Raw genomic sequence first — 23,124 nt, forward strand, 5'->3', positions numbered from 1 at the left:
ACTCCTCGGAAATGGTAATGCAATCACCATCAAGGATGGGTGCCACGTGCCGGATACGCCGTATTGATTTCTCTCGATGTATTGCCCGATCCTCCATTCATCGCTGACATGCTCCCGCAGTGCTTGCAAGGCGCGCCGATCATCAGCCGGGAAGCGAATGCAGGCCATCTTTCAGGCGAATCGATACCCTGCAACGCCCCGCCCCCCCCGAATGTACTCAGGTCACACCGGCAGCGCCCAGCAGCGTCCAGCCACCGAGCATCATGAACAGCAGGGTGGCCGCCACGTGGATCGGGCGGGTGGGCAGGCGACTGGCAAAGCGGGCGCCCAGCCAGAGCACCGGCGTGTTGGCGACCATCATCCCCAGCGTGGAGCCCAGCGTGACCATCGGGAAATCGTGAAAGCGCGCCCCCAGCAGGATGGTGGCAAACTGCGTCTTGTCGCCCAGCTCGGCGAAGGTGAACAGCACGAAGGCCGAACCGAAGACGCCAAGCCGCAGCCGCTCCTCGGAAAGCTCGGGATCCTCGTCCGGCTTGAGCATCCACAACCCGATGGCAATGAAGGCAAAGCCGGTCACGATATCGAGGGTATGGCGATCGATCAGCGTGGAGAGGGCACCGCCCAGCCAGGCCGACACGGCATGATTGAGAACCGAGGAACCCAGAATGCCCCAGAAGATCGGCCAGGGGCGACGAAAGCGGATCGCCAGCAGCAGTGCCAGCAGCTGGGTCTTGTCCCCCAGTTCGGCAATGGCGACCGAGCCGAAGGAAACGAGCAGAGCCTGTACCATCACATCTCCCGGGTCGAATGCCCGCTCGCTTGATCGAGCGGGAGCGGTGTGCCCCGGGTCTCGTCAGGCCGCATCGCCGGGGCGATCCGGTCATACCGGCCACAACGCTGCCCACGGCGGCGTCGAAGATGTTGACGGGTATCTCCGGTCGGGCAGACCGGAGCGACTACTCCCCCACAGCGCGAATCACCTTAGCGCACCGGCCCTCTCCCGGCAACCGCCGAACTCAGAATAACCTCTTCAAAAACAGGCAGTTAAGGAAAACTTTCTTCACCCGGGTGGAGAATGACAACCCCGGTTCAATGACATGACCCGGGGTCGGGCCCCACATCCGCTGTCCGGCACACCCCGATTGCGACGCCGGCTGCCGCAACCCGCGCGGCGCTGGCACCGGGGCGCATGTGACGCGACACTTTTAGCACGCTAAGCTGTCGAACACTGCATGGGCCAGGTGCTGCCCCATTGCGCCGGTTTTCAACGCGACAGTTACAGGAATCCCTATTCATGACAGGCCATAGCGAGCTCCCCCGCCCCCGGCAGCAGTCCACCGGGGCGCATCATCTTGCCGTTGGCGAGATCGTGGTCACTACCCTGCAGGACGCGCTGATGAGCGGCTCACTGGGTCTGATTCAGAATCTCGACGAAGATACGGCCTCCAGCCTGCATCGGCGCAGCCTGCGTCCCGACCCACCGCGGATCACGCTCAACGCCTATCTGCTCTGGCTGACAGATCGACTGGTGCTGGTAGATACCGGGTTCGGCGTGCTGGCCGGCGAGGAAGGCGGGCGCATGAGCGCCGCACTGGCGGAGATCGGCGTCCTCCCGGAAGCCATCGATGATGTACTGATCACTCATGTCCATCCCGATCACACCGGTGGACTGATCAATCACGATGACCAACCCGCCTTCCCCAATGCCACCGTGCATATCCCCGGCGGTGAACTGGATTTCTGGATGGGCAGGGAACCCGAAGGCATCAGTGAAGCCTTGCAGCAGCATTTTGCCGCCGCACGGCGCATTCTCGGTGCCATCGAAGCCCGCACCGAGCGTCTGGACGGAGACGAGGTCATGCCCGGTATTACTCGCGTGCGGCTCCCGGGGCATACCCCCGACCACAGTGGCTACCGGATTGAATCCAACGGTGACTCCCTGCTGATCTGGGGCGATATCGTGCACCTGCCGCACATTCAGCTGGCCCGCCCGGAGGCCGGTGTGCTGTTCGATGTCGAGGGTGATCAGGCGCGCCGTACTCGTGAGACCCTGCTTGAAGAGGTCAGCGAGCAGCAGCAGCTGATTGCCGGCCATCATCTCGATTTCCCGGGCGTGGGTCATATCGTGCGTGATGGAGACGGCTACCGCTTTCTGCCGCATGTCTGGTCACCCGTGGTGTAACTTCAGCGGGGTAACCTCAGCGGTATCACTGCAGCCATGGCGCCCACAGGCCGGGGTCGGCTCAGACAAGCCGCCCCGGTCTTTGCCAACGGGCGATCGCGGCTTGTCCGCTGTATCAGCAGGAGACGCGCCTCTGCGGGCCATATTTCAGATCGCGCGCCGGCGACTCTCTTCAATGAAGCGTTCACGCAGTCGGCTCATCGCCGGCAGCGGCCGGCCGTCGCCGATCGGCTGCCCATCGATCTCGACCACCGGGGTGACAAACGAGGTCGCCGAGGTCACGAAGGCAGCGCGGGCAGCCTGTGCCTCCTCGATGGTAAAACCGCGCTCCTCGACCCGCATGCCCTGCTCCTCGGCAAAGGCCATCACCGCACTGCGGGTAATCCCCGGCAGGATCGAGTGCGACAGCGCCCGGGTCACCAGGGTGTCATCATGATCGAGCAGCCAGGCGTTGCTGGAGGACCCCTCGGTGACCTGCCCTTCCTCGACCAGCCAGGCATCGTCGGCCCCGCGCCGCTTCGCTTCCATCTTTGCCATCGAAGGGTACAGCAGCTGCACCGTCTTGATGTCACGGCGATTCCAGCGCAGATCGGGCAGCGAGACCACGCGCAGCCCATCGCGGGCCGCCGGGGCCTCGAGCAGCGCTTTCTGCTGGGTAAACAGTACCAGCGTGGCCGGCGTACCCGTGGCGGGATAGACAAAGTCGCGATCGGCGGCCCCGCGGGTCACCTGCAGATAGACCAGTCCCTGATCGACGCCATTACGCTGTACCAGTTCACGATGAATGGCGAGCAGCTCGGACTCCGCCATGGCCAGGCTCATGCCGATTTCACCCAGCGAACGATGCAGCCGCGCCATGTGGCTCTCGAAGTCGACCAGCCGGCCATCCAGCACCGTGGTCACCTCATAGACCCCATCGGCGAACAGAAAGCCGCGATCGAAGACCGAGACATGCGCTTCATTTTCCGGCAGATAGTCGCCGTTGACATAGACGGTACGCAGGGAGTTATTGCTCATCGCTGTTCCATGAAAGATCGCTCCACAAGCTCATGTCAGCCCCAAAGGGCCGTGTCGGCCGGATGAATACCCGTTTCATCGAACTGCATGCCGCCGGGCCGGTCCTCGGCCAGCAGCAGCGGTCCGTCAAGATCGACCACGCGGGCCCCCTGGGCGACCAGCAGCGCCGGCGCCATGGAAAGCGAAGACCCCACCATGCAGCCGACCATGATCGAATAGCCCACAGCGCGGGCGGCTTCGCGCAGCGCCAGTGCCTCGGTCAGGCCGCCGGTCTTGTCGAGCTTGATGTTGATCATGTCATAACGCCCGGCCAGCTGATCGAGAGAGGCCCGATCATGACAGGACTCATCGGCACAGACCGGCAGCGTCCGCTCGAGCCAGGCCAGCGCGCTGTCGTCAGACGCGGGAAACGGCTGTTCGACCATCGCCACCCCGAGACGCGCCAGCACCGGTGCCAGGCGCTCGTAATCCGCCGTTGACCAGCCCTCGTTGGCATCGACGATGATGCGCGCCGAGGGAGCGCCCTCACGCACCGCTTCCAGCCGCTCCAGATCGCCCTCGCCGCCCAGCTTGATCTTCAACAGCGGGCGATGGGCGTTGGCGCGCGCCTTCTCCCGCATCCTCGCCGGCTCGGCCAGCGACAGGGTGTAGGCGGTAATTTCCGGCTGCGGCTCTTCAAGCCCGGCCAGCTGCCAGACCGGCTTGCCGGTCCGTTTGGCAGCCAGATCCCAGAAGGCGCAATCCAGCGCATTGCGCGCCGCGCCGGGCGGCAGCCGGGTCTGCAACTGCTCGCGATCAAGCCCCTGCTCGATCTCACCGGCCAGACCGCGTACCGTCTCGATCACGCTGGCCACCGTCTCGTGATAGCGGCTGTAGGGCACGCCCTCCCCATGGCCCTGGTGAGTGCCGTCATCCAGGGTAACGTGCACCACCCGCGCCTGGCTGCGCGACCCCCGGGAGATAGTGAAGACTTCCGCCAGCGGAAAGACTTCCTCGGTAACCGTGACACTTGGCCGGCTCATGCGATCAGTGCCTCTGCCAGCCGCTCGGCACCCTGCCGGAAGGGATCGACACAGGGTAGCCCGAGTGTCGTTTCGAGTCCGGCGAGATACTGTTCAGCTTCCTGCTCGTCCAGCCCTGCCGTATTGACCGACACGCCAACGACCCGGCACGCCGGATTGACGATCTGCGCCATCGCCAGTGCCGTCCCGCGCAGCTGCTCGAGACTCGGCAGCGCATACTCGGGCAGGCCGCGCATGTGGGTACGGGTCGGCTCGTGACAGAGAATCAGCGCATCGGGCTGGCCACCGTGAATCAGCGCCAGCGTCACGCCCGAAAAGGAAGGATGGAACAGACTGCCCTGGCCCTCGATGATGTCCCAGTGATCGTCGTCACCGGCCGGCGTCAGCCACTCGATCGCGCCGGCCATGAAATCGGCCACCACGGCATCGAGCGGCACCCCCTCACCGGTGATCAGGATGCCGGTCTGGCCGGTGGCACGGAAGCTCGACTTCACGCCGCGCGCCTTCAGCGCGCTGTCCAGTGCCAGCGTGGTATACATCTTGCCCACCGAGCAGTCGGTACCCACTGCCAGACAGCGCTTTCCGGCCCGCGGCCTGCCATCGGCAATCGGATACTGCACCTGTGGCACCCGCACATCGATCAGCTGGCCACCGTATCGTTCGGCGGCCGCGACCAGGCGCGGCTCGTCACGCAGCAGGTTGTGCAGCCCGGAGGCGATATCCATGCCGGCGGCCAGCGCCTGCTCGAGCACTTCCAGCCACTTTTCGGAGATCACCCCGCCCCGGTTGGCCACGCCGATCACCAGCGTTTTCGCCCCCTGGGCCACGGCCTGGTCGATACCCAGCTCCGGCAGCCTCATGTCGGCCTGACAGCCCGCCAGCCGCAGCTGACCCAGGGCGTACTCCGGACGCCAATCTCGAATGCCCTGGGCCACCTTGGCAGCCAGAGGATCGGGCGCATCGCCCAGAAACAGCAGATAGGGGGTCTTCAGCACGGCCGGTGGTCTCCTGTGGCAAATGGCAGTCACCCAAGTTCGTGTATCAGACGATAGCATGACCATCGCCCTCGATCAGCGCCTCTCCCCGTCGGCAGATGCACTGCCGCAACCCGGCCGGTAGAATGGGGCGCCTGCCGGCAGCGGCCGGCCTCCCCGAACCATCGTCCCGGTCCGCCCTTTACGCGGGCGACTGCCAGGAGTTCTGCATGTCACGCGATACCGAAGCCGCTACCCCCTTCGTGGTGGCGGCGCTGTACAAGTTCGTTTCCCTGCCCGACTACCGGGCGCTGCGCGAGCCGCTGCTGGAAGTCATGCGCGCGCATGCGGTCAAGGGCACCCTGCTGCTCGCCGAGGAGGGCATCAATGGCACCGTGGCCGCCACGCGCGAGAACATCGATGCGCTGCTGGCGTGGCTGAAGGCCGATCCGCGATTGAGCGATCTCGAGCACAAGGAATCCCATGCCAGCGAGCGCCCCTTTCATCGCACCAAGGTCAAGCTCAAGCGCGAGATCGTCACCATGGGGGTGGAAGGCGTTGATCCCGGTCGCCTTGCCGGCACCTATGTCGAGCCGCAGGAGTGGAATGCCCTGATCGAGGACCCGGAAGTGCTGGTGCTCGATACCCGCAACGAGTACGAGGTCGAGATCGGCTCCTTCGAGGGCGCGGTGGACCCGCACACGCAGTCGTTCCGGGAGTTTCCGGAGTATGTGAAGCAGCACTACGACCCTGCGCAGCACCGCCGGGTTGCCATGTTCTGCACCGGCGGCATCCGCTGCGAGAAGGCCTCGAGCTGGATGCTCGAGCAGGGCTTCGAGGAGGTCTACCACCTGAAGGGCGGTGTCCTGAAGTATCTGGAAGAGGTGCCCGAGGAGCAGTCGAAATGGCGCGGCGACTGCTTCGTGTTCGATGACCGGGTCACGGTGCGCCATGACCTGTCCGAGGGCGACTTCGACCAGTGCCACGCCTGCCGCCGGCCGATCTCGGTCGAGGATCGCCGGTCACCGGATTACGAGCCGGGCGTGAGCTGCCCGCACTGCCGGGACAGCCTGCCGGAGAAGACCCGCGCCGCGGCCCGCGAGCGCCAGCGCCAGATCGAACTGGCCAGGGCCCGCGGCGAGCCGCACCCCATCGGCCGTGATCCGCGCGGCGGCGAGTAGCCGGCGGGCGCCGGCCTGCCGGTCTCAGTCGCCGGCGGGCTCGCTGTCGGCACCGAACAGCGCCTGCCAGTGGGCCGTGACCACATTGCGATGTTCGCGAAAGCGGCCGGCCTCCACCAGCGAGCCGGCCCGGGTCAGCGCCGCGCGGTGGGTCGCATTGCGATAGTCCAGCCACGCCGCGCGCAGCCGCTGGGTCTCTTCGGTGGAGAGCTGGCCGGCCGACTCGAGGGTCTCGAGGATGCGCATGTTGTCGGTAAAGGTCATCAGCTCCGGGAAGCGCTGGCTCAGCGCCAGCACCGAGTACTGGTTCATGAACTCGATATCGATCATGCCGCCCGGGTCCTGCTTGATGTGAAAGCGTCCGGCACGCCGCTCGCCGGCACTGCTGCCGAGGTGCTCGCGCATCCGGTGGCGCATGGCCAGCACTTCCTCGCGCAGCCTGTCGGGATCGCGCGGGCGGGAGAGGATCTCGCGCCGCACGCACTCGAAACGTTCGGCCAGCGCATGGCTGCCGGCGACCGCCCGTGCCCTGACCAGCGCCTGGTGCTCCCAAGTCCAGGCCTGATGACGCTGATAGTCGGCAAAGGCCTCCAGCGTCGACACCAGCAGCCCGGACGCGCCCGAGGGGCGCAGGCGCATGTCCACCTCGTAGAGCACGCCGGCCGGGGTGGTGGTGGTCAGCATGTGAATGATGCGCTGCCCCAGCCGGGTGAAGAAGACATTGTTGTCGATCTGCCGGGCGCCATCGGTCTGCCCGCGGGGCTCGGCATCATGCAAAAAGACCAGGTCGAGGTCGGAGCCGTAGCCCATTTCGATCCCGCCGAGCTTGCCGTAACCCACCACCAGAAAGTCGGCCACCTCATCGTTGCTGTCCGCTGCCGGCCGATCGGCCCGAGCCTGCGGGTAGCCGTACTTGCGGGTCAGATGGCGCCAGGCCAGGCGTACCACGGCCTGCAGCACCACCTCGGCGATCAGGGTGAGGTAGTCGCTGATGTGCATCAGGGTGCGCGTGCCGGCAATATCGGAGGCCGCCACGCTGAGTGCCTGGGCATGCCGGAAATGACGCAGCGCCTCCATCTGCGCCTCCTCGTCATCCTCGGCCAGTCGCGCCAGCCGGCTGCGCAGCTCGTCATCGAGCTGATCGCGCTCGGCCGGCGAATAGAGGGTACGCGGATCCAGCAGCTCATCGAGCAGCATCGGGTGGCGCGCCAGCTGTTCGGCAATCCAGGCACTGGCGGCGCACAGATTGACGAACTGCGCCAGTGCCCCCGGATTCTCCCGCAGCAGCGACAGATAGGCGGTGCGTCGCAGCACGGCCTCGATCAGGGTCAGCACCCGCTCCAGTGTGACATCGGGATTGTCGACCTCGGCGACGGTGGAGAGCAGCGCCGGCATCAGCGCCTCCAGCCGCTCGAAACCGATCCGCTGCATGGTGGTCACCGCCCGCGACTCGCGCAGCCGGCGCAGCCGGCGCAGGGCGCCGCTGGCGTCGCTGAAACCGTGACGATCGAACAGCGCCAGCGCCTGCTCTTCATCCAGCGCCGACTGCCATAGCGCCCGCCAGTCGTTGAACGCCTCCTCTTCGCTGCTCTCGCTGGCGTCATCGGGCGCAATCACGCTGTCGAAGTGCTGACGGATCCTGTGGCGCACGCCCTCGAGCTGCTCGCAGAGTTCCGCCCAGCCGTCGGCTCCCAGCGCAAAGGCCAGCCGGCTGCGCTCCGGTTCGGTCTCGGGCAGGGTCTGGGTCTGACGGTCATGCAGCGCCTGCAGCGCGTGCTCGAGATCGCGCAGGAAGACGTAATCGGCTTCCAGCGATTCGGCGTCGCGCCTGCTCATCATGTCGAGGGTGACCAGCTGCCGCAGCGCCTGGCGCAGTGACGGTGTCTGCAGCTCGGTCATCTGACCGCCGCGGATCAGCTGAAAGGCCTGCACCACGAACTCCGCCTCGCGGATGCCGCCGGCACCCAGCTTGATGTCGTCCTCGCGGCCACGGCGGCGCACTTCCCGATTGATCAGGCCTTTCATCTCGCGCAGCGATTCGATCGCGCCGAAATCGATATAGCGGCGATAGACAAAGGGACGCAGCGTCTCGAGCAGCTGATGACCGGCGTCAAGATCACCGGCAATGGGGCGCGCCTTGAGCATGGCATAACGCTCCCACTCACGCCCCTGATCCTGATAGTAGTTGACCAGCGTATTGAAGCTGCCGACCAGCGGGCCGCCCTCGCCCAGCGGCCGCAACCGCATGTCGACACGAAAGACGAAGCCATCCTCGGTCACCGCGTCCAGCGCATTGATCAGCTTCTGCCCCAGCCGGGTGAAATACTCCTGATGATCCAGGCTGCGCCGGCCACCACTCGTCTCGCCGCCTTCGGGATAGGCCAGGATGAGGTCGATATCCGAGGAGAGGTTGAGCTCCCCGGCCCCCAGCTTGCCCATGCCGAGCACCACCAGGCGCTGGGGGTGGCCCGCCTCATCGTCGGCGGGATGCCCCCAGCGGGGCGCGTAGTACTGCTCGCACCACTGCAGCGCGCCCTCGACACAGACCTCGGCCAGCCGCGAGACCGCCGCTGCGGTCGACCAGCCATCGGCGCGGTCGTTGCGATCACGCCAGATGATGCCGACCATGCGCTCGCGCCGGAAACGGCGCAGCACGGCCTGCATCGCGGCCTCGTCTTCGGCATCGGCCAGCGCGCCGGCAAGCCACTCGCTCAGCCGGGCAGCGGAAGGCGCGCCCTCGAGCTCACCGCTCTCTTCCAGTCTGGCCAGCAGCGGGGCATCACGCCGCAGGGCTTCCCCTGCGAATACCGAGCCCGCCAGTACCGTAACCAGTTCACGCAGCCGATTTTCACCGAGTCCGGCGCACAGCGCTTCCTCCAGTTGCGAGAGCGTGTCACGCACCGGCGCCTGAAGGCTTGCGGGCAGGATGGCGAGCGCGGTCTCGAGCGACATGCCAGCACTCCTCGAACAGTGATCGTTGATGAATAATGCCACCTGAAGCAGGGTTTATCATACGTCCGATCACTGGCCTGATGTCGCCTGCTGTTGCAGGCTGATGGTCTGGATCATACTGATGATCGGTCAGCTCGACCTGCCATGACGACGATCGGGAGAGGCGCCATGACCTCGGGTAACGTTACCCCGCTGAACCGCCACCACCATGCCGGGGCTGCCAGCACCTGCTTCGATGCCCACTGTCACATCATCGACCCGCGTTTCGGCCTGGTCGACAACCACGGCTATCGGCCCGAGCCCTTCACCATCGCGGACTATCACCGGGCCACCCGGGGGCTGGGCATCATCGGCGGCGCGGTGGTCGCCGGCTCGTTTCAGGGCTACGACCAGCAGTGGCTGCGCACCACCCTGCAGGAGCTGGGGCCCGGTTTCGTGGGCGTGGCACAGCTGCCCTTCGAAACCACCGATGAAGAGATCCGCTCGCTGGCCGAGGCGGGCGTGCGCGCCCTGCGCTTCAATCTGCATCGCGGACCACCCACCGATTTCGGTCAGCTCGAAGCCATGGCCCAGCGCTGTTTCGAACTCGCCGGCTGGCATGTCGAACTCTACTGCGACGTGCGGGACCTCGCCCCGCACCAGACCCTGCTGTCACGGCTGCCGCGGGGGGTCATCGACCATCTCGGCCTTTCGCGCGAGGGGCTAGGGACGCTGCTGGCACTGGTGGAGGCGGGCTTCAAGGTCAAGGCCTCCGGCTTCGGTCGAACCGATCTCGATATCCCGGCGACCCTGGCCGCGGTGGCCGAGCGCAGTCCGCACGCCCTGATGTTCGGCACCGATCTGCCCTCGACCCGCGCCCCCCGCGCCTTTCATGCCGATGATATCGGCCTGATCCGCCACGCGCTGGGCCCCGAGGAGGCACGCCTGGCCCTGCGTGACAATGCGCTGGCGCTCTATCAGCCCGAGCAGGCACCCTCGACCGCCTGACAGGTTGTCGACAGCAGCCGGAGGCGTAAAAGCAGACCCGGCCTCGGCGTGTTATGCTGCGGACTTTCAGGGAGTCCGGCAACGCTGAACATGGATCGTCTACAATTCTCCCTGCTCGGGATCCGACGCTGGCTGATACTGATCCTGGCCTGCACCACGGCCAGCCTGCTGCTGCAGTACATCCACATGCCGGCCGGTGCCTTCATCGGCCCCATGGCAGTCGCCATTGCCTTCGGCGTGGGGGGCACCCGGCTGAGGCTGCCGCGCACCCTGTTCAAGTGCGGCCAGGGCGTGGTGGGCTGCCTGATCGCCCAGACCATGACCCTGCCGATATTGTTGACGATCCTGCAGGGCTGGCCGGTCATGCTGCTGGCCATCGCGATCACCCTGCTGCTGAGCCTGCTGGTGGGCATCGCGCTGGTGCGCTATGGCGGTCTGCCCGGCAGCACCGCGGCCTGGGGCACCACCCCGGGGGCGGCGGCCGCCATGGTGGCCATGGCCGAGGATGCCAACGCCGATCCACGGATCGTGGCCGCGATGCAGTATGTCCGGGTCATCTGCGTGATCCTGGTGGGTGCACTGGTCAGCCACTGGCTGGGGGCCGGCGGTGGCGATCACCATCGCGGCACGCCGATGCCCTGGACGCTTTCCGGCGTGGGCGGCTTCAGCGTCTCGCTGGCGGTGATCGCCCTCGGCGTATGGGTCGTCGATCGTCTGCTGCCGGCCGGCGCGCTGCTGGGGCCGATGCTGCTCGGCACGCTGTTGCACGTGACCCAGCTGCTGCCGATGACCCTGCCGGGCCCGGTGCTGCAGATCGCCTACGCCCTGATCGGGGTCTATGTCGGGCTGCGCTTCGATCGCCAGACGGTGCGCAATGTCACGCACGCCTTCAAGTGGATGCTGCTCGCCTCGCTGAGCCTGATCGCCATGTGCGCCCTCTCGGCCGCCGCCCTGTTCTCCCTGCTCGGTACCGATTTCGTCAGTGCCTATCTGGCGACCAGTCCGGGTGGGCTGGATGCGATGACCATCATCGCCCTGGATACCCATGCCGATATCGGCATCGTGGCGGCACTGCAGACCCTGCGCCTGTTCACGGTCATCCTGGTCGGGCCGGCCATGGCGCGCTTCATTACCCGCTTTGCCAGACCCTCGCAGCCATCGTCCGCGGCTGATGACTCCCCGCCTTCCCGATGAACCGGATGCAGTCGGGCGGACACCGGCAGGCAGGACAGCAGGCGTACCGGTACGCTATGCTGACGCCTGTCGAATCACCTGCCGATGGTTGCTTCCATGACGGATCGTATCCATGTTGTCGCCGGCTGCCTGCTCGATGCCGACCGGCGGTTGCTGATCGTGCGCAAGCACGCCACCGATGTCTTCATGCTGCCCGGTGGCAAGCCGGAGAGCGGTGAGACACCGATGGCCACGCTCCTGCGGGAGTGGCAGGAGGAACTCGGCGGCGAGCTGGCCGAGCCGCATCTGGTACTGCTGGGCCGGTTCAGCGCCCCCGCCGCCCATGAACCCGACACCGTGGTGGATGCCGACGTGTTCGAGATCGACCACGCCATCCTGGACCTGATGACGCCGGTAGCCGGCGGCGAGATCGAAGCGGTGGACTGGCTGGCGCTGGATGACACTGACGCTTCGCACCAGCTGGCACCGCTCCTGCGCGATGCCATCCTGCCGGCACTGAGAGAACGTCACGACATCGGAAGCGACTGAATCATGCGTACCATCCGACGCTCCATTGCGACGGCCTTCATCAACGAACGCCACGAGCTGCTGGTCATCCAGCCCCAGGCGCAGGGTCGCTTCACCCTGCCGCGAGTCGCCCATGAGGATGAGCGCGATCCGCTCGACATCGTCGCCGGCCTCTCGCGCACCATCCTCGGTACCACGATCGATACCCGGGAGGCGATGTGGATCGGTCGCTTCTCCGATCTCGACGATGATCAGCCCGAACTGCTCGAGGTCGCCGAGGTGTACGTGGTGCCGGTGACCGAGGCCAGCGTGGACGTGCGCGCCTCGGGCCTGCCGCCCGCCTGGGCGGCCATCAATGCCCGGCCCCCGGCCGACACGCTGAATTCGCTGGTCGAGATCCAGATCCTGCCGGCACTGGCCAGCGTGCTCGGCCATGGCGCTCCGCGCCCGGAAGACGAGCCACAGCCACCCGCCGGCGAGTGAGCTGAACGGGCGCCTCGCCCTATCGGCCCAGCCCGCAGCGATGCGCGACCCGCGGTGCGGCCAGCAGCAGCGGCGCCACCAGCAGCAGCCCCACCGCCGCCATCGCAAGCGCCGGTGACAGCAGCGAGTTGACCAGCAGGGTCGACAGCGCCGCACCTCCGCTGAGCTGGAACAGGCCGATCAGCGCCGCTGCCGTTCCGGCCCGGTCGGCAAACGGCTCCAGCGCCAGACTGACCGTCGCCCCCAGTGCCAGCGAGAAGCCGATGGTCAGCACCGCGACCGGCGCCATGAAGGCGAGCGCGCTGACCGCCAGCCACTGATCGGCCAGCAGCTGCATCACGCCCGATACCACCATGACCGCCACCCCCAGCTGCACCGTGGCCAGCCGCCCGTAGCGGCGGATCACCACCGGCGCCGTCAGAAAACTCAACACGTTGAGCAGGGCATTGCCACCGAACCAGGCACTGAAGCCCAGCTGGCTGTACCCCAGCCGCTCGACCAGCACTACCGGCGCCGAGGTCACGTAGACAAAGACCATCGACATCCCTGCCAGGGCAATCAGTGCGCACCACCAGAAACGCAGGCTGCGCAGCATCGGCGCATAGCGGGCACGCCGGTAGAGCGGCTCCCGGCTGCGCTGCTGCGTATCCAGCGTTTCGGGAAAGCCCGCCAGGCTGGCGACACCGACCAGCAGGCCGAACAGCACCATGAACAGGAAATTGCTGCGCCACCCCAGCGAGGTGGCCAGCACCCCGCCCAGCGCCGGCGCCAGCGCGGGGATCGCGCACAGCGCACCGTTGAGATAGCTGTAGAGATGGGCACCCCGCTCCGGGGTAAAGCGATCGCGCACGGCCGCAAAGGCCACCACGGTAGTGCTGCAGGCGCCCAGCCCCTGCAGTACCCGGGCGGCATAGAGCAGCGCAAGGTTCTCGAGCATCATCCCCAGCCCCGCCCCCAGCACAAAGGCCAGCAGTCCTCCCAGCGCCACCGGGCGCCGGCCGAAGCGGTCGGAGAGCGGCCCGATCAGTACCTGCCCCACGCCTACCGTGAACAAGAACAGGGTTACCGTGATCTGCAGGGCGGCCATGGAATACCCCAGCGAGCGGGCCATGTCCGGCAGCGAGGGGAGATAGATATCGACGCCGATGGGCGTCATCATCACGAAGGCGATCAGCAGCGTGATCAGGATACGGGTGCGTTGCGGCGACACGAGGACTCCGGCCATCACGGAACGGAACCGGCCAGCATAGCAGCTCCGGCAGCACGCTCATGAAGGGTGGACAGGACAGGCAACAGGCGGGAGAAGCTCCGGACCCGCCAGCGCCCGGAGCGCAGGGACATCATGCGTGCAGCGGCAGCCCCAGCCGCGACAGCAGCAGTCCGCCCCATACCAGAAAGGCGAACAGTACCGCCAGAAAAACGGCCGCCGAGCCCAGATCCTTGGCGCGTCCGGAGAGCACATGATGCTCGACGCCGATACGATCGACAATCGCCTCGATGGCGGAATTGAGCAGCTCGACGATCATTACCAGCAGTGCACTGCCCAGCAGCAGCAGCCACTCCAGCAGTGAACGCCCCAGCCAGAAGGTGGTGGGCAGCAGTACCAGTGCCAGCACCAGCTCCTGGCGAAAGGCCGCTTCATTGCGCCAGGCCGCACCCAGCCCCTTGAGCGAATAGCGAGTCGAGTACAACAATCGCCTGAAGCCGGAATGACCGGGTTTCATCGCACGTTCCTGTTGTCAGGCGCTTGTCCTGCGATTCCGGGAGTCTCCCGCCCGAAACCGATGAGATTCGAACAGACTATCATCCTAGCAAAGCCCGGCACTCCGAAACCACGCGCCGCCACGCTCTTTATCCCCATTTCAGCCCCGGCGCTCATGAGACCCGGCCGGCGCGGCCGTTTCATCAAGCGTCAGCTGCAGCAGGGCCAGATCCAGCCAGCGACCGAACTTGCAGCCGATCTGCGGCATCAGCCCCACCTGACGAAAGCCCATTCGCTCGTGCAGCCGGATCGAACCCCGGTTGCCCGCCTCGATGCCACCCACCATGGCGTGATGGCCCTGTGCCCGGGCACGCTCGATCAGCATCTCCATCAGCTGCCTGCCGATCCCCTGGCCATGCTGCTCGGCATGCACATAGACACTGTGTTCAACGCTGTGACGGTAGCCGTCATGCGGGCGGAAGGGACCAAAGGTGGCATAGCCCAGCACGCGGTCATCTGCCGGCCGCACGGCGACCAGTACCGGAAAGCCGGCCCCGGTGCGCTGCTGCCACCAGTCGAGCCGATCGGCCAGGTCGACGGGGCGTTCATTCCAGATGGCAGTGGTGTGTTCGACTGCCTGATTGTAGATCTCCAGAATGCCGGCCAGATCGGCTTCGGCGGCATCGCGCAGCACGAGTCCGGTTGCATCGGCGGATGAGCAGGTCTGAGACATGAAAGCGTCCACGAACGAATTGAATCGGATACATGATCTGTATTGTCGACAGAAGCGGCCCGCCGCACCATACTTCAAGGGCAGATTCGTTCATGTCACTGCATACCGCGGTCGGTCACGGAGGACCTGTCATGGTATTCAATCCGCTGCACGATACTCACCTGCCCATGACGTCGCTCAAGAGCGGCGACGGCCATGAAGTCATCAGCGACGTCTACTGCCTGCCGGACAGAATCGTCAATGTCTATCTGGTCGGCGCTCCCGGCAGCCGGGAGTGGGTGCTGATCGATGCCGGCATGCCCGGCAGCGAGGAGCGCATCCGCCATGCGGCCGAAGAGCGCTTCGGCGCCGATACGCCGCCCCGCGCCATCGTACTGACCCATGGCCACTTCGACCATGTCGGTGCTGCCGTCGAACTCGCCGAACACTGGGATGTACCGGTCTACGCGCATGCCCGGGAACTTCCCTACCTGACCGGTCGGGAGTCCTACCCCGGCCCCTGGACGGATGTCGGCGGCGGGCTGATCAGCCGGCTGGCACGCTTCTTTCCCGATCAGCCCGTGGATCTTGGCGAGCGGGTACGGTCCCTGCCGGAAGATGGCAGCATCCCCCCGCTGCCGGAGTGGCAGTGGGTGCCGACCCCGGGCCACACGCCGGGGCACGTATCACTGTTCCGCCCCGCGGATCGCGCCCTGATCGCCGGTGATGCCTTCGTTACCGTTCAGCAGGAGTCGCTCTACAAGGTCTTCACCCAGCATCGCGAGCTCAGCGGCCCGCCACGCTACTTCACCGTTGACTGGGATGCCGCCCGGGCCTCGGTCGGGCGGCTGGCAGCCCTGGGGCCTTCGGTGGCCATGACCGGACACGGCATGGCCATGGCGGGCGATGAGCTCAACCAGCGCCTCAACGACCTCTATCTGCGCTTCGATGAGCTGGCCGTGCCACGGCACTGAGCACGGCCATTACCGGCCGGTGGCGCCATCACCACCGGCCGGCCTCAGTGATTCGCAATCATCGGCGTGAGATCCTCGGAGACCGCCTCGAGCGTCTTGCGCCAGTTCAGATAGGGCGTTGCCGCCCGGCCGTTGAGCATGACCGCAAAGGCCCCCCAGCGGCCGGATTCGGTGCGGAAGTAGCCGGCGATGGCGCGCACCGGGACCGGCTCGTTGAGCGTGCCGGTCTTGACCATGACATGGCTCTGGAAGAGATCGCTGCCACGGCGAATGAAGTGCATCGGGCCGTTATCCGGCACCTGCATGCCGGCCACGAACAGCGGAAACAGCGTCGGCCGGCGATACATCGTCGACAGCAGGGCCACCAGACCGTGCGCACTGGTACTGCTCTCCGGCGTCAGGCCGCTGCCGGACGCCAGGCGGACCGGGCCGTGATCGGGGACTTCACGGCTCACGAACGCCTCGAGGGCCGCCCGGGCGTCGGTCAGCTCGGCCGGCTGCCGGTTCGCCAGATCGAGCGCCAGCATATCCGCCATGAAGTTGTTGGAGTAGTTGAGCATGCGCAGCAGCAGTTCCTGCAGCGGCTTGCCATCGACCGAGGCCAGGGGCCGGGCCCCATCCGCCGGTGGCGTATTGGTCACTGCCACGCCACCCTGCAGGGTGATATCCGCTTCCTGCAGCCGCTGCTGCAGGGTGGCGGCACTCTGCAGGGCCGGTTGGGATCCGGAACGGTAGACATTGCGCGGCCAGGTATCGCGATTGATCCGGCCGGAGAGCACCAGGGTATCCCGGCCATCCGTGGTGGTGCGCTCGGCGCTGATGCCGGTACTGCCACTGGCGACGGTCTTCACGTTGTTGACGACCCGGGGCAGCGGCCTGGCGCTGAAGCAGCCGCTGACCCGGGCATCGGCTCCGGCGGCCTCCCCCGGCATCACCCGCACGCACCAGGTGGCGAAATCCACGCCGGCCGAACTGAGGCGGGCATCATAGGCGTGACGCGAGCGCTCCCGCGCCCGACAGCGATCGGTGGTCACGCATTCAACCGGACCGAAACGCCACTGGCTGATCAAAAGCCGCCCGCTGATGTGCTCGATCCCGCGCTGACGCAGCTGCTGCACCAGGCTCCAGTAATCCTCGCTGGTCAGCCCCGGGTCGCCGGCGCCCTCCAGCACCAGGTCGCCCTGTAGCGTGTGACCGCTGACGCTGCCATTGGTCAGCAGACGGGTGGTAAAGCGTTTCTGCGGCCCCCAGCGATCCAGCGCCGCGGCCGCCGTATAGAGCTTCGATACCGAGGCCGGGGTCAGCTGATTGGTCGGCGTCAGGCTGCCCAGCGTCTCGTCGCTGTCCAGCAGCCGGGCTTCGGCACTGACCCGGAAGCCCTCGTGCGCCAGCTCGGCCGTGGCCGGAAAACCTGCCGCACGGGTCATGCTCGTGACCCCCATCAGGGCCGCCAGGGCACTCCAGCGCAGCAACCGCCGCCCTCGCGGGGAAATGGTCAGGTGTCGTGTCAGCCTGACCGCGTGTTCATGCAGCGCGTGAGCGCCGGGAAGAGATGACCACATGAATAAGGAAACCCGAACGGCGAAACTTCAAACGAAAACATGTACGGCACTACCGCACGTAAAAAAACGTGTCCCAGCTTAATGGGCATGCATGCCGGAAAACAATTGCAGCACCGTGACGCCGGCAATGATCAGGCCGATACCGATGAAGGTCGGCAGATCCGGGCGCTCCCCGAACACCACCATCGCCACCAGCAGGGTCAGCACCATGCCGAGCCCCGCCCAGATGGCATAGGCCACGCCCACCGGCAGGGTCTTCAGCACCAGCGAGAGCAGATACATGGCCAGCCCGTACCCGCCCAGGGTCACCAGGCTCGGGCCCAGCCGGGTAAAGGAGGCCGAGGCCTTGAGCGCATTGGTGGCGATCACTTCGGCCACGATGGCCACCGCCAGATAGCCGTAGGGCAACCAGTTCACGTGTCCTCCCTGCCATAGGGTCGTTCGCGCCGGGGTAACCGGCAGACCAGCCGCCAGAGCGACTGGCCGCTCTGCTGGTACTTGCGCTCGAACGGTGTCAGCGGTGCCGGCGGCTGCCAGTGCTCTACCGCGGATGCCATGCCGCAGACCTGCTCGATGGCCAGCGCGAACTCTTCGACATAGATACGCCAGTTGGAGCGCAGCTCGAACTCGCCCCCCAGCGCCAGCAGTGTGGGCAGAATCGGATGACCCTGCCAGCGCCGCTTGAGCTGGGAGGCCTTGGGCCAGGGGTTGGGATAGAGCAGATAGTGCTGCTGCGGCTGCCAGCCGGCGGCCAGCGCCAGCCGCCAGAAATCGACCAGATCGGCACGCAGCAGCATCGCATTTTCCGGTGTTTCCCCCCAGCTGCGCGACAGATCACGTCCCAGCCGCTCGGCGCTGCGATCAACGCCGATCACGGCGTGATCCGGCCGGTGGCGCGCCAGCTCACGGGTCGACAGTCCGACGCCGCAGCCGGCATCGATCACCAGGGGACCGGGATGACCGGCCCGCCACTGCTGCGCCCGCTCGAAGGCTCGGCGGGTATGGTCGGCGATCGGCCGCTGCCAGGGGCTTTGCAGGGCGCGCTCGATACGTCTGGCAAGATCCTCGTGGGGCCGCTGCTGGGCGGTACGAACGGGCGTGGAATTGGCGTGCATGACACATCCATTGCGGGCGCGAAACGAAACGGGGGCGCCGGGCACGGGAGCTTCGCAAGCCCGGCATGACGGCCCGCCGAAGGGAATGGTATCATTTCCCGATTACAAGGGCGGGCTCTGCGGGCCGCCTTTTTCATTCCCCTGTATGAGCGAGGGACGCGACTTGTCACAGCTACCGGTGATCGTCGGCATGGGCGGCGTCAATGCTGCCGGCAGAACCTCGGGGCATCAATCCTTCCGTCGTACGGTAATCGATGCCCTGCCCGAGTCTTCGCGTCACCAGACTCTGCTGGGGCTGACTTCGCTGATGCAGCTGGCCCGGCGCTCGCCGGACTGGGTCAACGCCGATGGTTCGGCCACCGATGCCGAGACCCTGCTCGCCCGGCACCAGCAGCATGTGCTGGATCACACCCTGATTCGCCGGCTCGAGGACGAACGTTACAACGAGGCCGGCATTCCCGCCAACCGCGCCGCCCGGCTCGAGCTGGGCGAACCGGCCACCGTGACGCTGCGCCGGCGTCAGCTGCCCGAGCGCCCACCGCAGCACTGGCAGATCCGGGAGCTGGACAAGCGTCACGCCGAGGTTACCCTGCCAGCCGGCGAACTCGAGGTGCTGCTGCCGGATCGCCGCGAAGCACTGGTGCGCTGCGCCGGTCAGCTGCCGAGCGGCTTCGATCCCACTTCGCTCTATCACAGCGTGCACCACCCGCGCGGCCTGTCGATGGCGATCTTCGGCGCTTCCGACTGCCTCGGCCAGAGCGGTTTCGACTGGCAGTCACTGGCCGATCGGGTCGACCCCGACGAGGTGGCCGTCTACGCCGGCAACTCGATCGGCCAGCTCGACAACGAGGGCTGGGGCGGCCTGCTGCAGAGCTATCTCTCCGGCAGTCGCGTGACCTCCAAGCAGATGCCGCTGGGCTACGGTCAGATGCCGGCCGATTTCCTCAACGCCTATGTGCTCGGCAACGTCGGTGCCACCGGGGCGATGCAGGGGGCCTGCGCCAGCTTCCTGTACAACCTGCGGCTCGGGGTCGATGACATCCGGGCCGGCCGGCGGCGGGTCGTGCTGGTCGGCTCCTCCGATGCCCCCATTACCCCCGAGATCATCGAGGGCTTCCGGGCAATGAGCGCACTGGCCGATGATGCCAGCCTCAAGGCGCTGGACGCACTCGAGGTGCTGACCGACGCCGACTATCAGCGCGCCTGCCGCCCCTTTGCGCGCAACTGCGGCTTTACCATTGCCGAATCCGCCCAGTTTCTGATGCTGATGGATGACAGCCTGGCGCTGGAGACCGGCGCCGACATCCTGGGCGCGGTCCCCGAGGTTTTCGTCAATGCCGACGGCAACAAGCGCTCGATCTCCGCGCCCGGCATCGGCAACTACATCACGCTGGCCAAGAGCGTCGCGCTGATGCGCGACATGCTGGGCGACGAGGCGGTACAGCAGCGCAGTCACGTGCACGCCCACGGTACCAGCACGCCCAAGAATCGCACCACCGAATCCCATGTGCTGGATGCCGTAGCCCGCGCCAACGGCATCGACGCCTGGCCGGTAGTCGCGATCAAGGCCTATCTCGGCCACTCCCAGGGCGCCGCCGGCGGCGATCAGCTGATGAGCGCGCTGGGCAGCTTCGCCCATGGCCTGCTGCCCGGCATCTTCACGCTGGATGCGGTGGCCGAGGATGTCCACGCCGAGCGCCTGGAGTTCTTACGCGAACACCGCCAGCACAAATCCGACATCTCGTTTGTCAATGCCAAGGGCTTCGGTGGCAACAATGCCACGGCGCCGGTCATCTCGCCGGAGGTCACCGAGCGCCTGCTGCGCCAGCGCCACGGCGAGGCCGCCATGCAGCGCTGGCGCCAGGCACGTGAAGCGGTACGCGACCGTCAGGCGGCCTACGAATCGCGGGCCCAGAGCGGCGATTTCAATCCGATCTATCATTTCGGCAAGGATGTCCTCGAGGGCCCCGAGCTTCGGGTACACGCCGACCGGATCGAGATCCCCGGTTATGCCAGACCGGTTTCGCTGAAGGTCAGCAATCCCTTTGGCCGGCTCGACTCCTGACGCCGGCTGCCGTGCCGACCGGCAGGCCGGCACCTGCGGAGGATGACTATCATGGGCGCCGCCTCCTGCGCTAGAGTGGCTGTCCTGCAGGCCGGCAGGGCGTCATCGTTCATTCGACCATGCAACAGGACGTCGGCATGAATATCGTGGTCTACCCGGGCACCTTCGATCCGATCACCAATGGTCACACCGACCTCATCGAGCGCGCAGCCCGGCTGTTCGACCGGATCATCGTGGCCGTGGCCGACAGCCCGCGCAAGCATCCTTCGCTGACGCTCGAGCAGCGGGTAGGGGTGGCCCGCGAGATCCTGGCCCATCTCGACAACGTCGAGGTGACCGGTTTCAGCTGCCTGCTGACCGAACTGCTCGAGCGACACGGCGCCCACATCATCCTGCGAGGCCTGAGAGCGGTCTCGGATTTCGAATACGAGCTGCAGCTGGCCAACATGAACCGCGCCCAGGCGCCGCATGTGGAGAGCCTGTTTTTGACGCCGGAAGTCCAGAATTCCTATATTTCATCGACAATCGTTCGTGAAATCGCCCGCCTCGGCGGTGACGTGTCGAAGCTGGTTCATCCTCGCGTTGCCGAGGTGCTTGCCGAGACGTTTGCCGATCGCTAATCTCCCTTCCGCCCGGGCACATCCGGTGCCGGCGGAAGTTCATACGAGGTACAAGCCATGTCCCTGATGATCACTGACGAGTGCATCAACTGTGACGTCTGTGAACCCGAGTGCCCCAACGGCGCCATCTCACAGGGCGAGGAAATCTACGTCATCGATCCCAATCTGTGCACCGAATGCGTCGGGCATTTCGATGAACCCCAGTGCCAGCAGGTCTGTCCGGTGGACTGCATCCCGCTCGACCCCGGCAACGAGGAGAGCCATGATCAGCTCTACGCCAAGTACGAGCGCATCATGGCCGTCGAGGGCTGATTTCCGTCCGACCACCGGACAGCTTCTGTCAACAGGGCGCCGCAAGGGCGCCCTGTTGCTTTCGCGGGGACTTCAGAAGGAGTAGGTCGCCAGCACCTCGAACAGCTGCGAGGTGTGATCATGGCCGAAGGTCTGCTCGGCGCCATCCTCCGGAAAGGCCACGGCATAGACCCCCGACAGCGAGAAGCGGTCGGTCACGGTCCAGTCGGCGTAGAGATCGAGCTCCTTGGCAAAGTCGCTGTCGGTGATGTTGCCGGAGCCGCTGCTGGTCGAGGCCGCGCTGGCATTGTGATAGCGGAAGTTGTAGCCGATCACGCCGGTTTCCAGCGAGTCGGTCGGCTGGATCGAGGCCTTGAGCATGTCGGCATCGAGGTTGCTGTTGAACAGCATGTACTCACCGACGATCTCGCCCATGAACCAGTTGCCCCAGCCGCTGACGAAGTCGTAGAAGACCGTATCGTAGTTGCTGCTGAATTCGGCGTGACGGTAGGCCAGTTCGGGCGTCCAGCGGACCCGGCTGAAGCGGTAGGTCACCTGGGCATACCAGGCATCATCGCTGATTCCGTTGTCGTCGTTGTCCTCGTAGACGTACTGACCGCCGATCGACAGGTCCGGAATGGCGGCAAACGGCTTGCCCTTGGCCCGCAGGTTATAGATGTCGGTACCGTCCAGCGCGGTGTTGTCGCTGTTGTAGGTGTGCATCACCGCCGCACCGAACTTGGCGCGATCGCCCAGCCGGTAGCTGGCGTTGACGCCGTTCATGCTGGTTTCGGTATCCGGCCCGTTGCGCACGTACTGATCCTCCTTGAGGTGGAACAGATCGCCGTGCCAGCCGTGGGTATCCAGTGAGACCACGGCCGAGTTGTGAAAGCCCTGGCTGGCGCCGATGTAGTAGCCGCCATACTTGCCGGTATCGAGAAAGCCGTCACCGACCAGAAAGCCCTCGCCGAACTCGAACTGCTGGCGGCCGAACGAGACGGTCAGGGCATCCTCGCCGAGCGACTCGGCAAACAGCCCGCCACTACGCCAGCCGGCATAGGCCCGGTCGATGCGGGCATCCTCGGGGTGATCCGGGGTGGCCCCGCTGGCATCACCGTAGGCATTGCCACGGGTCATGTTGCCCACGGCCGTTACCCCGGCAAAGGCCGTACCGGCATTCGGCAGATCCACCTCCCCGGTCAGGGTCGGCATCGCCGTCGCTTCCCACCAGGCGGGATGACGGCTGGCAGGCGTGCCACCGATGCTTTCGGAGGCACCGAAATTGGCATTGCGAGTGGCCGCGCCAAAGCCATAGAGGGTCAGCCCGCCATTGAGACGTACCCCACTCTGTTTGTTGTTGTAGAGCTCGATATCGGCACTCGGCACTTGAATACCCGGAGAGAGATAATCGACATCGGTCACAGCGGCCTGAGCCGGCACGGCCAGCAGCAGCCCCCCCAGCGAGGCCCCCAGACCGGCGTAAAACCTTGCATGAGGCATGTTTCTGTTCCTTCTGGTTGTCGGATTCGGACAGCGGGAGCGATCGTTGTCGGTTATCCTGCCCCCTGCCCCGGGTTCCCTGAA

General features: G+C 66.0%; 22 protein-coding genes. 10 read left to right on the forward strand and 12 right to left on the reverse strand.

Translation table 11 applies throughout. The annotated features are described in order from the left end of the window. Positions 1-217 precede the first annotated feature (217 nt). Positions 218-790, reverse strand: coding sequence for a TMEM165/GDT1 family protein (locus C7446_RS13600; RefSeq protein WP_121173673.1), 573 nt, complete (start codon positions 788-790; stop codon positions 218-220). Between the two features lie 504 nt (positions 791-1,294). Between C7446_RS13600 and C7446_RS13605 the strand changes: the two genes are divergently transcribed. Beyond that, positions 1,295-2,182: an MBL fold metallo-hydrolase gene (locus tag C7446_RS13605; RefSeq protein WP_121173674.1), complete on the forward strand. Its 888-nt coding sequence runs from the start codon at positions 1,295-1,297 to the stop codon at positions 2,180-2,182. Positions 2,183-2,329: 147 nt separating this feature from the next. Here the strand turns inward: C7446_RS13605 and C7446_RS13610 are convergent, their stop codons facing one another. From C7446_RS13610 to dgcN, 3 genes are read right to left on the reverse strand one after another with little or no spacing between them, the layout of a single operon-like run. After that, positions 2,330-3,199 carry a D-amino-acid transaminase gene (locus tag C7446_RS13610; RefSeq protein WP_121173675.1) on the reverse strand — a complete coding sequence of 290 codons (870 nt, stop codon included), beginning with the start codon at positions 3,197-3,199 and terminating at the stop codon, positions 2,330-2,332. A gap of 35 nt (positions 3,200-3,234) precedes the next feature. Continuing rightward, positions 3,235-4,221: an N-acetyl-D-Glu racemase DgcA gene (gene dgcA, locus C7446_RS13615; RefSeq protein ID WP_121173676.1), complete on the reverse strand. Its 987-nt coding sequence runs from the start codon at positions 4,219-4,221 to the stop codon at positions 3,235-3,237. After that, positions 4,218-5,216: an N-acetyltransferase DgcN gene (dgcN, locus tag C7446_RS13620; protein WP_211327958.1), complete on the reverse strand. Its 999-nt coding sequence runs from the start codon at positions 5,214-5,216 to the stop codon at positions 4,218-4,220. Before dgcN ends, dgcA begins: the two co-directional genes overlap by 4 nt. A gap of 209 nt (positions 5,217-5,425) precedes the next feature. On the opposite strand from dgcN, the gene trhO reads away from it, so the two are divergent. Next, positions 5,426-6,376, forward strand: a complete 951-nt coding sequence (trhO, locus tag C7446_RS13625; protein WP_121173677.1) for an oxygen-dependent tRNA uridine(34) hydroxylase TrhO — start codon at positions 5,426-5,428, stop codon at positions 6,374-6,376. 24 nt (positions 6,377-6,400) lie between these two features. Here the strand turns inward: trhO and glnE are convergent, their stop codons facing one another. Next, positions 6,401-9,328 carry a bifunctional [glutamate--ammonia ligase]-adenylyl-L-tyrosine phosphorylase/[glutamate--ammonia-ligase] adenylyltransferase gene (gene glnE / locus C7446_RS13630; protein ID WP_121173678.1) on the reverse strand — a complete coding sequence of 976 codons (2,928 nt, stop codon included), beginning with the start codon at positions 9,326-9,328 and terminating at the stop codon, positions 6,401-6,403. 168 nt (positions 9,329-9,496) lie between these two features. Here glnE and C7446_RS13635 point away from each other — a divergent pair, with 168 nt between their 5' ends. From C7446_RS13635 to C7446_RS13650, 4 genes are all read left to right on the forward strand, one after another. Then, positions 9,497-10,315: an amidohydrolase family protein gene (locus tag C7446_RS13635; RefSeq protein ID WP_121173679.1), complete on the forward strand. Its 819-nt coding sequence runs from the start codon at positions 9,497-9,499 to the stop codon at positions 10,313-10,315. A 90-nt stretch (positions 10,316-10,405) separates the two neighbouring features. Then, positions 10,406-11,509 carry an AbrB family transcriptional regulator gene (locus C7446_RS13640; protein ID WP_121173680.1) on the forward strand — a complete coding sequence of 368 codons (1,104 nt, stop codon included), beginning with the start codon at positions 10,406-10,408 and terminating at the stop codon, positions 11,507-11,509. Positions 11,510-11,605: 96 nt separating this feature from the next. Next, on the forward strand, positions 11,606-12,037 hold the full coding sequence (locus C7446_RS13645; RefSeq protein ID WP_121173681.1) for an NUDIX hydrolase: 432 nt from the start codon (positions 11,606-11,608) through the stop codon (positions 12,035-12,037). A gap of 3 nt (positions 12,038-12,040) precedes the next feature. Beyond that, the gene (locus C7446_RS13650; protein WP_121173682.1) at positions 12,041-12,499 is read left to right on the forward strand and encodes a hypothetical protein; all 459 of its coding nucleotides are present in this window, start codon (positions 12,041-12,043) and stop codon (positions 12,497-12,499) included. 19 nt (positions 12,500-12,518) lie between these two features. Here the strand turns inward: C7446_RS13650 and C7446_RS13655 are convergent, their stop codons facing one another. The 3 genes from C7446_RS13655 to C7446_RS13665 form a co-directional block, all read right to left on the reverse strand. Beyond that, positions 12,519-13,709 (reverse strand): multidrug effflux MFS transporter, encoded by a 1,191-nt coding sequence (locus C7446_RS13655; RefSeq protein ID WP_245977852.1) that lies wholly within the window; start codon positions 13,707-13,709, stop codon positions 12,519-12,521. Positions 13,710-13,839: 130 nt separating this feature from the next. Next, a complete protein-coding gene (locus C7446_RS13660; RefSeq protein WP_121173684.1) occupies positions 13,840-14,223 on the reverse strand; it encodes a diacylglycerol kinase in 384 nt (127 codons plus the stop codon). A gap of 138 nt (positions 14,224-14,361) precedes the next feature. After that, the gene (locus C7446_RS13665) at positions 14,362-14,934 is read right to left on the reverse strand and encodes a GNAT family N-acetyltransferase (RefSeq protein WP_121173685.1); all 573 of its coding nucleotides are present in this window, start codon (positions 14,932-14,934) and stop codon (positions 14,362-14,364) included. A gap of 131 nt (positions 14,935-15,065) precedes the next feature. Here C7446_RS13665 and C7446_RS13670 point away from each other — a divergent pair, with 131 nt between their 5' ends. Continuing rightward, positions 15,066-15,887 (forward strand): MBL fold metallo-hydrolase, encoded by an 822-nt coding sequence (locus C7446_RS13670; RefSeq protein ID WP_121173686.1) that lies wholly within the window; start codon positions 15,066-15,068, stop codon positions 15,885-15,887. Between the two features lie 44 nt (positions 15,888-15,931). Here the strand turns inward: C7446_RS13670 and dacB are convergent, their stop codons facing one another. The 3 genes from dacB to trmB form a co-directional block, all read right to left on the reverse strand. Beyond that, entirely contained in the window at positions 15,932-17,449 is a 1,518-nt protein-coding gene (gene dacB / locus C7446_RS13675; protein WP_245977853.1) for a D-alanyl-D-alanine carboxypeptidase/D-alanyl-D-alanine endopeptidase, read from the reverse strand. A 78-nt stretch (positions 17,450-17,527) separates the two neighbouring features. Beyond that, a complete protein-coding gene (locus C7446_RS13680) occupies positions 17,528-17,866 on the reverse strand; it encodes a DMT family transporter (protein WP_425454114.1) in 339 nt (112 codons plus the stop codon). Beyond that, entirely contained in the window at positions 17,863-18,564 is a 702-nt protein-coding gene (gene trmB / locus C7446_RS13685; protein WP_121173687.1) for a tRNA (guanine(46)-N(7))-methyltransferase TrmB, read from the reverse strand. Before trmB ends, C7446_RS13680 begins: the two co-directional genes overlap by 4 nt. A gap of 190 nt (positions 18,565-18,754) precedes the next feature. Between trmB and C7446_RS13690 the strand changes: the two genes are divergently transcribed. From C7446_RS13690 to C7446_RS13700, 3 genes are all read left to right on the forward strand, one after another. Next, the gene (locus C7446_RS13690) at positions 18,755-20,629 is read left to right on the forward strand and encodes a beta-ketoacyl synthase (protein WP_121173759.1); all 1,875 of its coding nucleotides are present in this window, start codon (positions 18,755-18,757) and stop codon (positions 20,627-20,629) included. Positions 20,630-20,766: 137 nt separating this feature from the next. Beyond that, positions 20,767-21,249, forward strand: coding sequence for a pantetheine-phosphate adenylyltransferase (coaD, locus tag C7446_RS13695; protein WP_121173688.1), 483 nt, complete (start codon positions 20,767-20,769; stop codon positions 21,247-21,249). 57 nt (positions 21,250-21,306) lie between these two features. Next, complete coding sequence (locus C7446_RS13700; RefSeq protein ID WP_121173689.1) at positions 21,307-21,561, forward strand: YfhL family 4Fe-4S dicluster ferredoxin; 255 nt, start codon at positions 21,307-21,309, stop codon at positions 21,559-21,561. Positions 21,562-21,633: 72 nt separating this feature from the next. Here C7446_RS13700 and C7446_RS13705 read toward each other — a convergent pair whose 3' ends face one another. Then, positions 21,634-23,040, reverse strand: coding sequence for an alginate export family protein (locus C7446_RS13705; protein WP_121173690.1), 1,407 nt, complete (start codon positions 23,038-23,040; stop codon positions 21,634-21,636). Positions 23,041-23,124: the final 84 nt, after the last annotated feature.

Source organism: Kushneria sinocarnis (assembly GCF_003633775.1).
Taxonomy (GTDB): domain Bacteria; phylum Pseudomonadota; class Gammaproteobacteria; order Pseudomonadales; family Halomonadaceae; genus Kushneria; species Kushneria sinocarnis.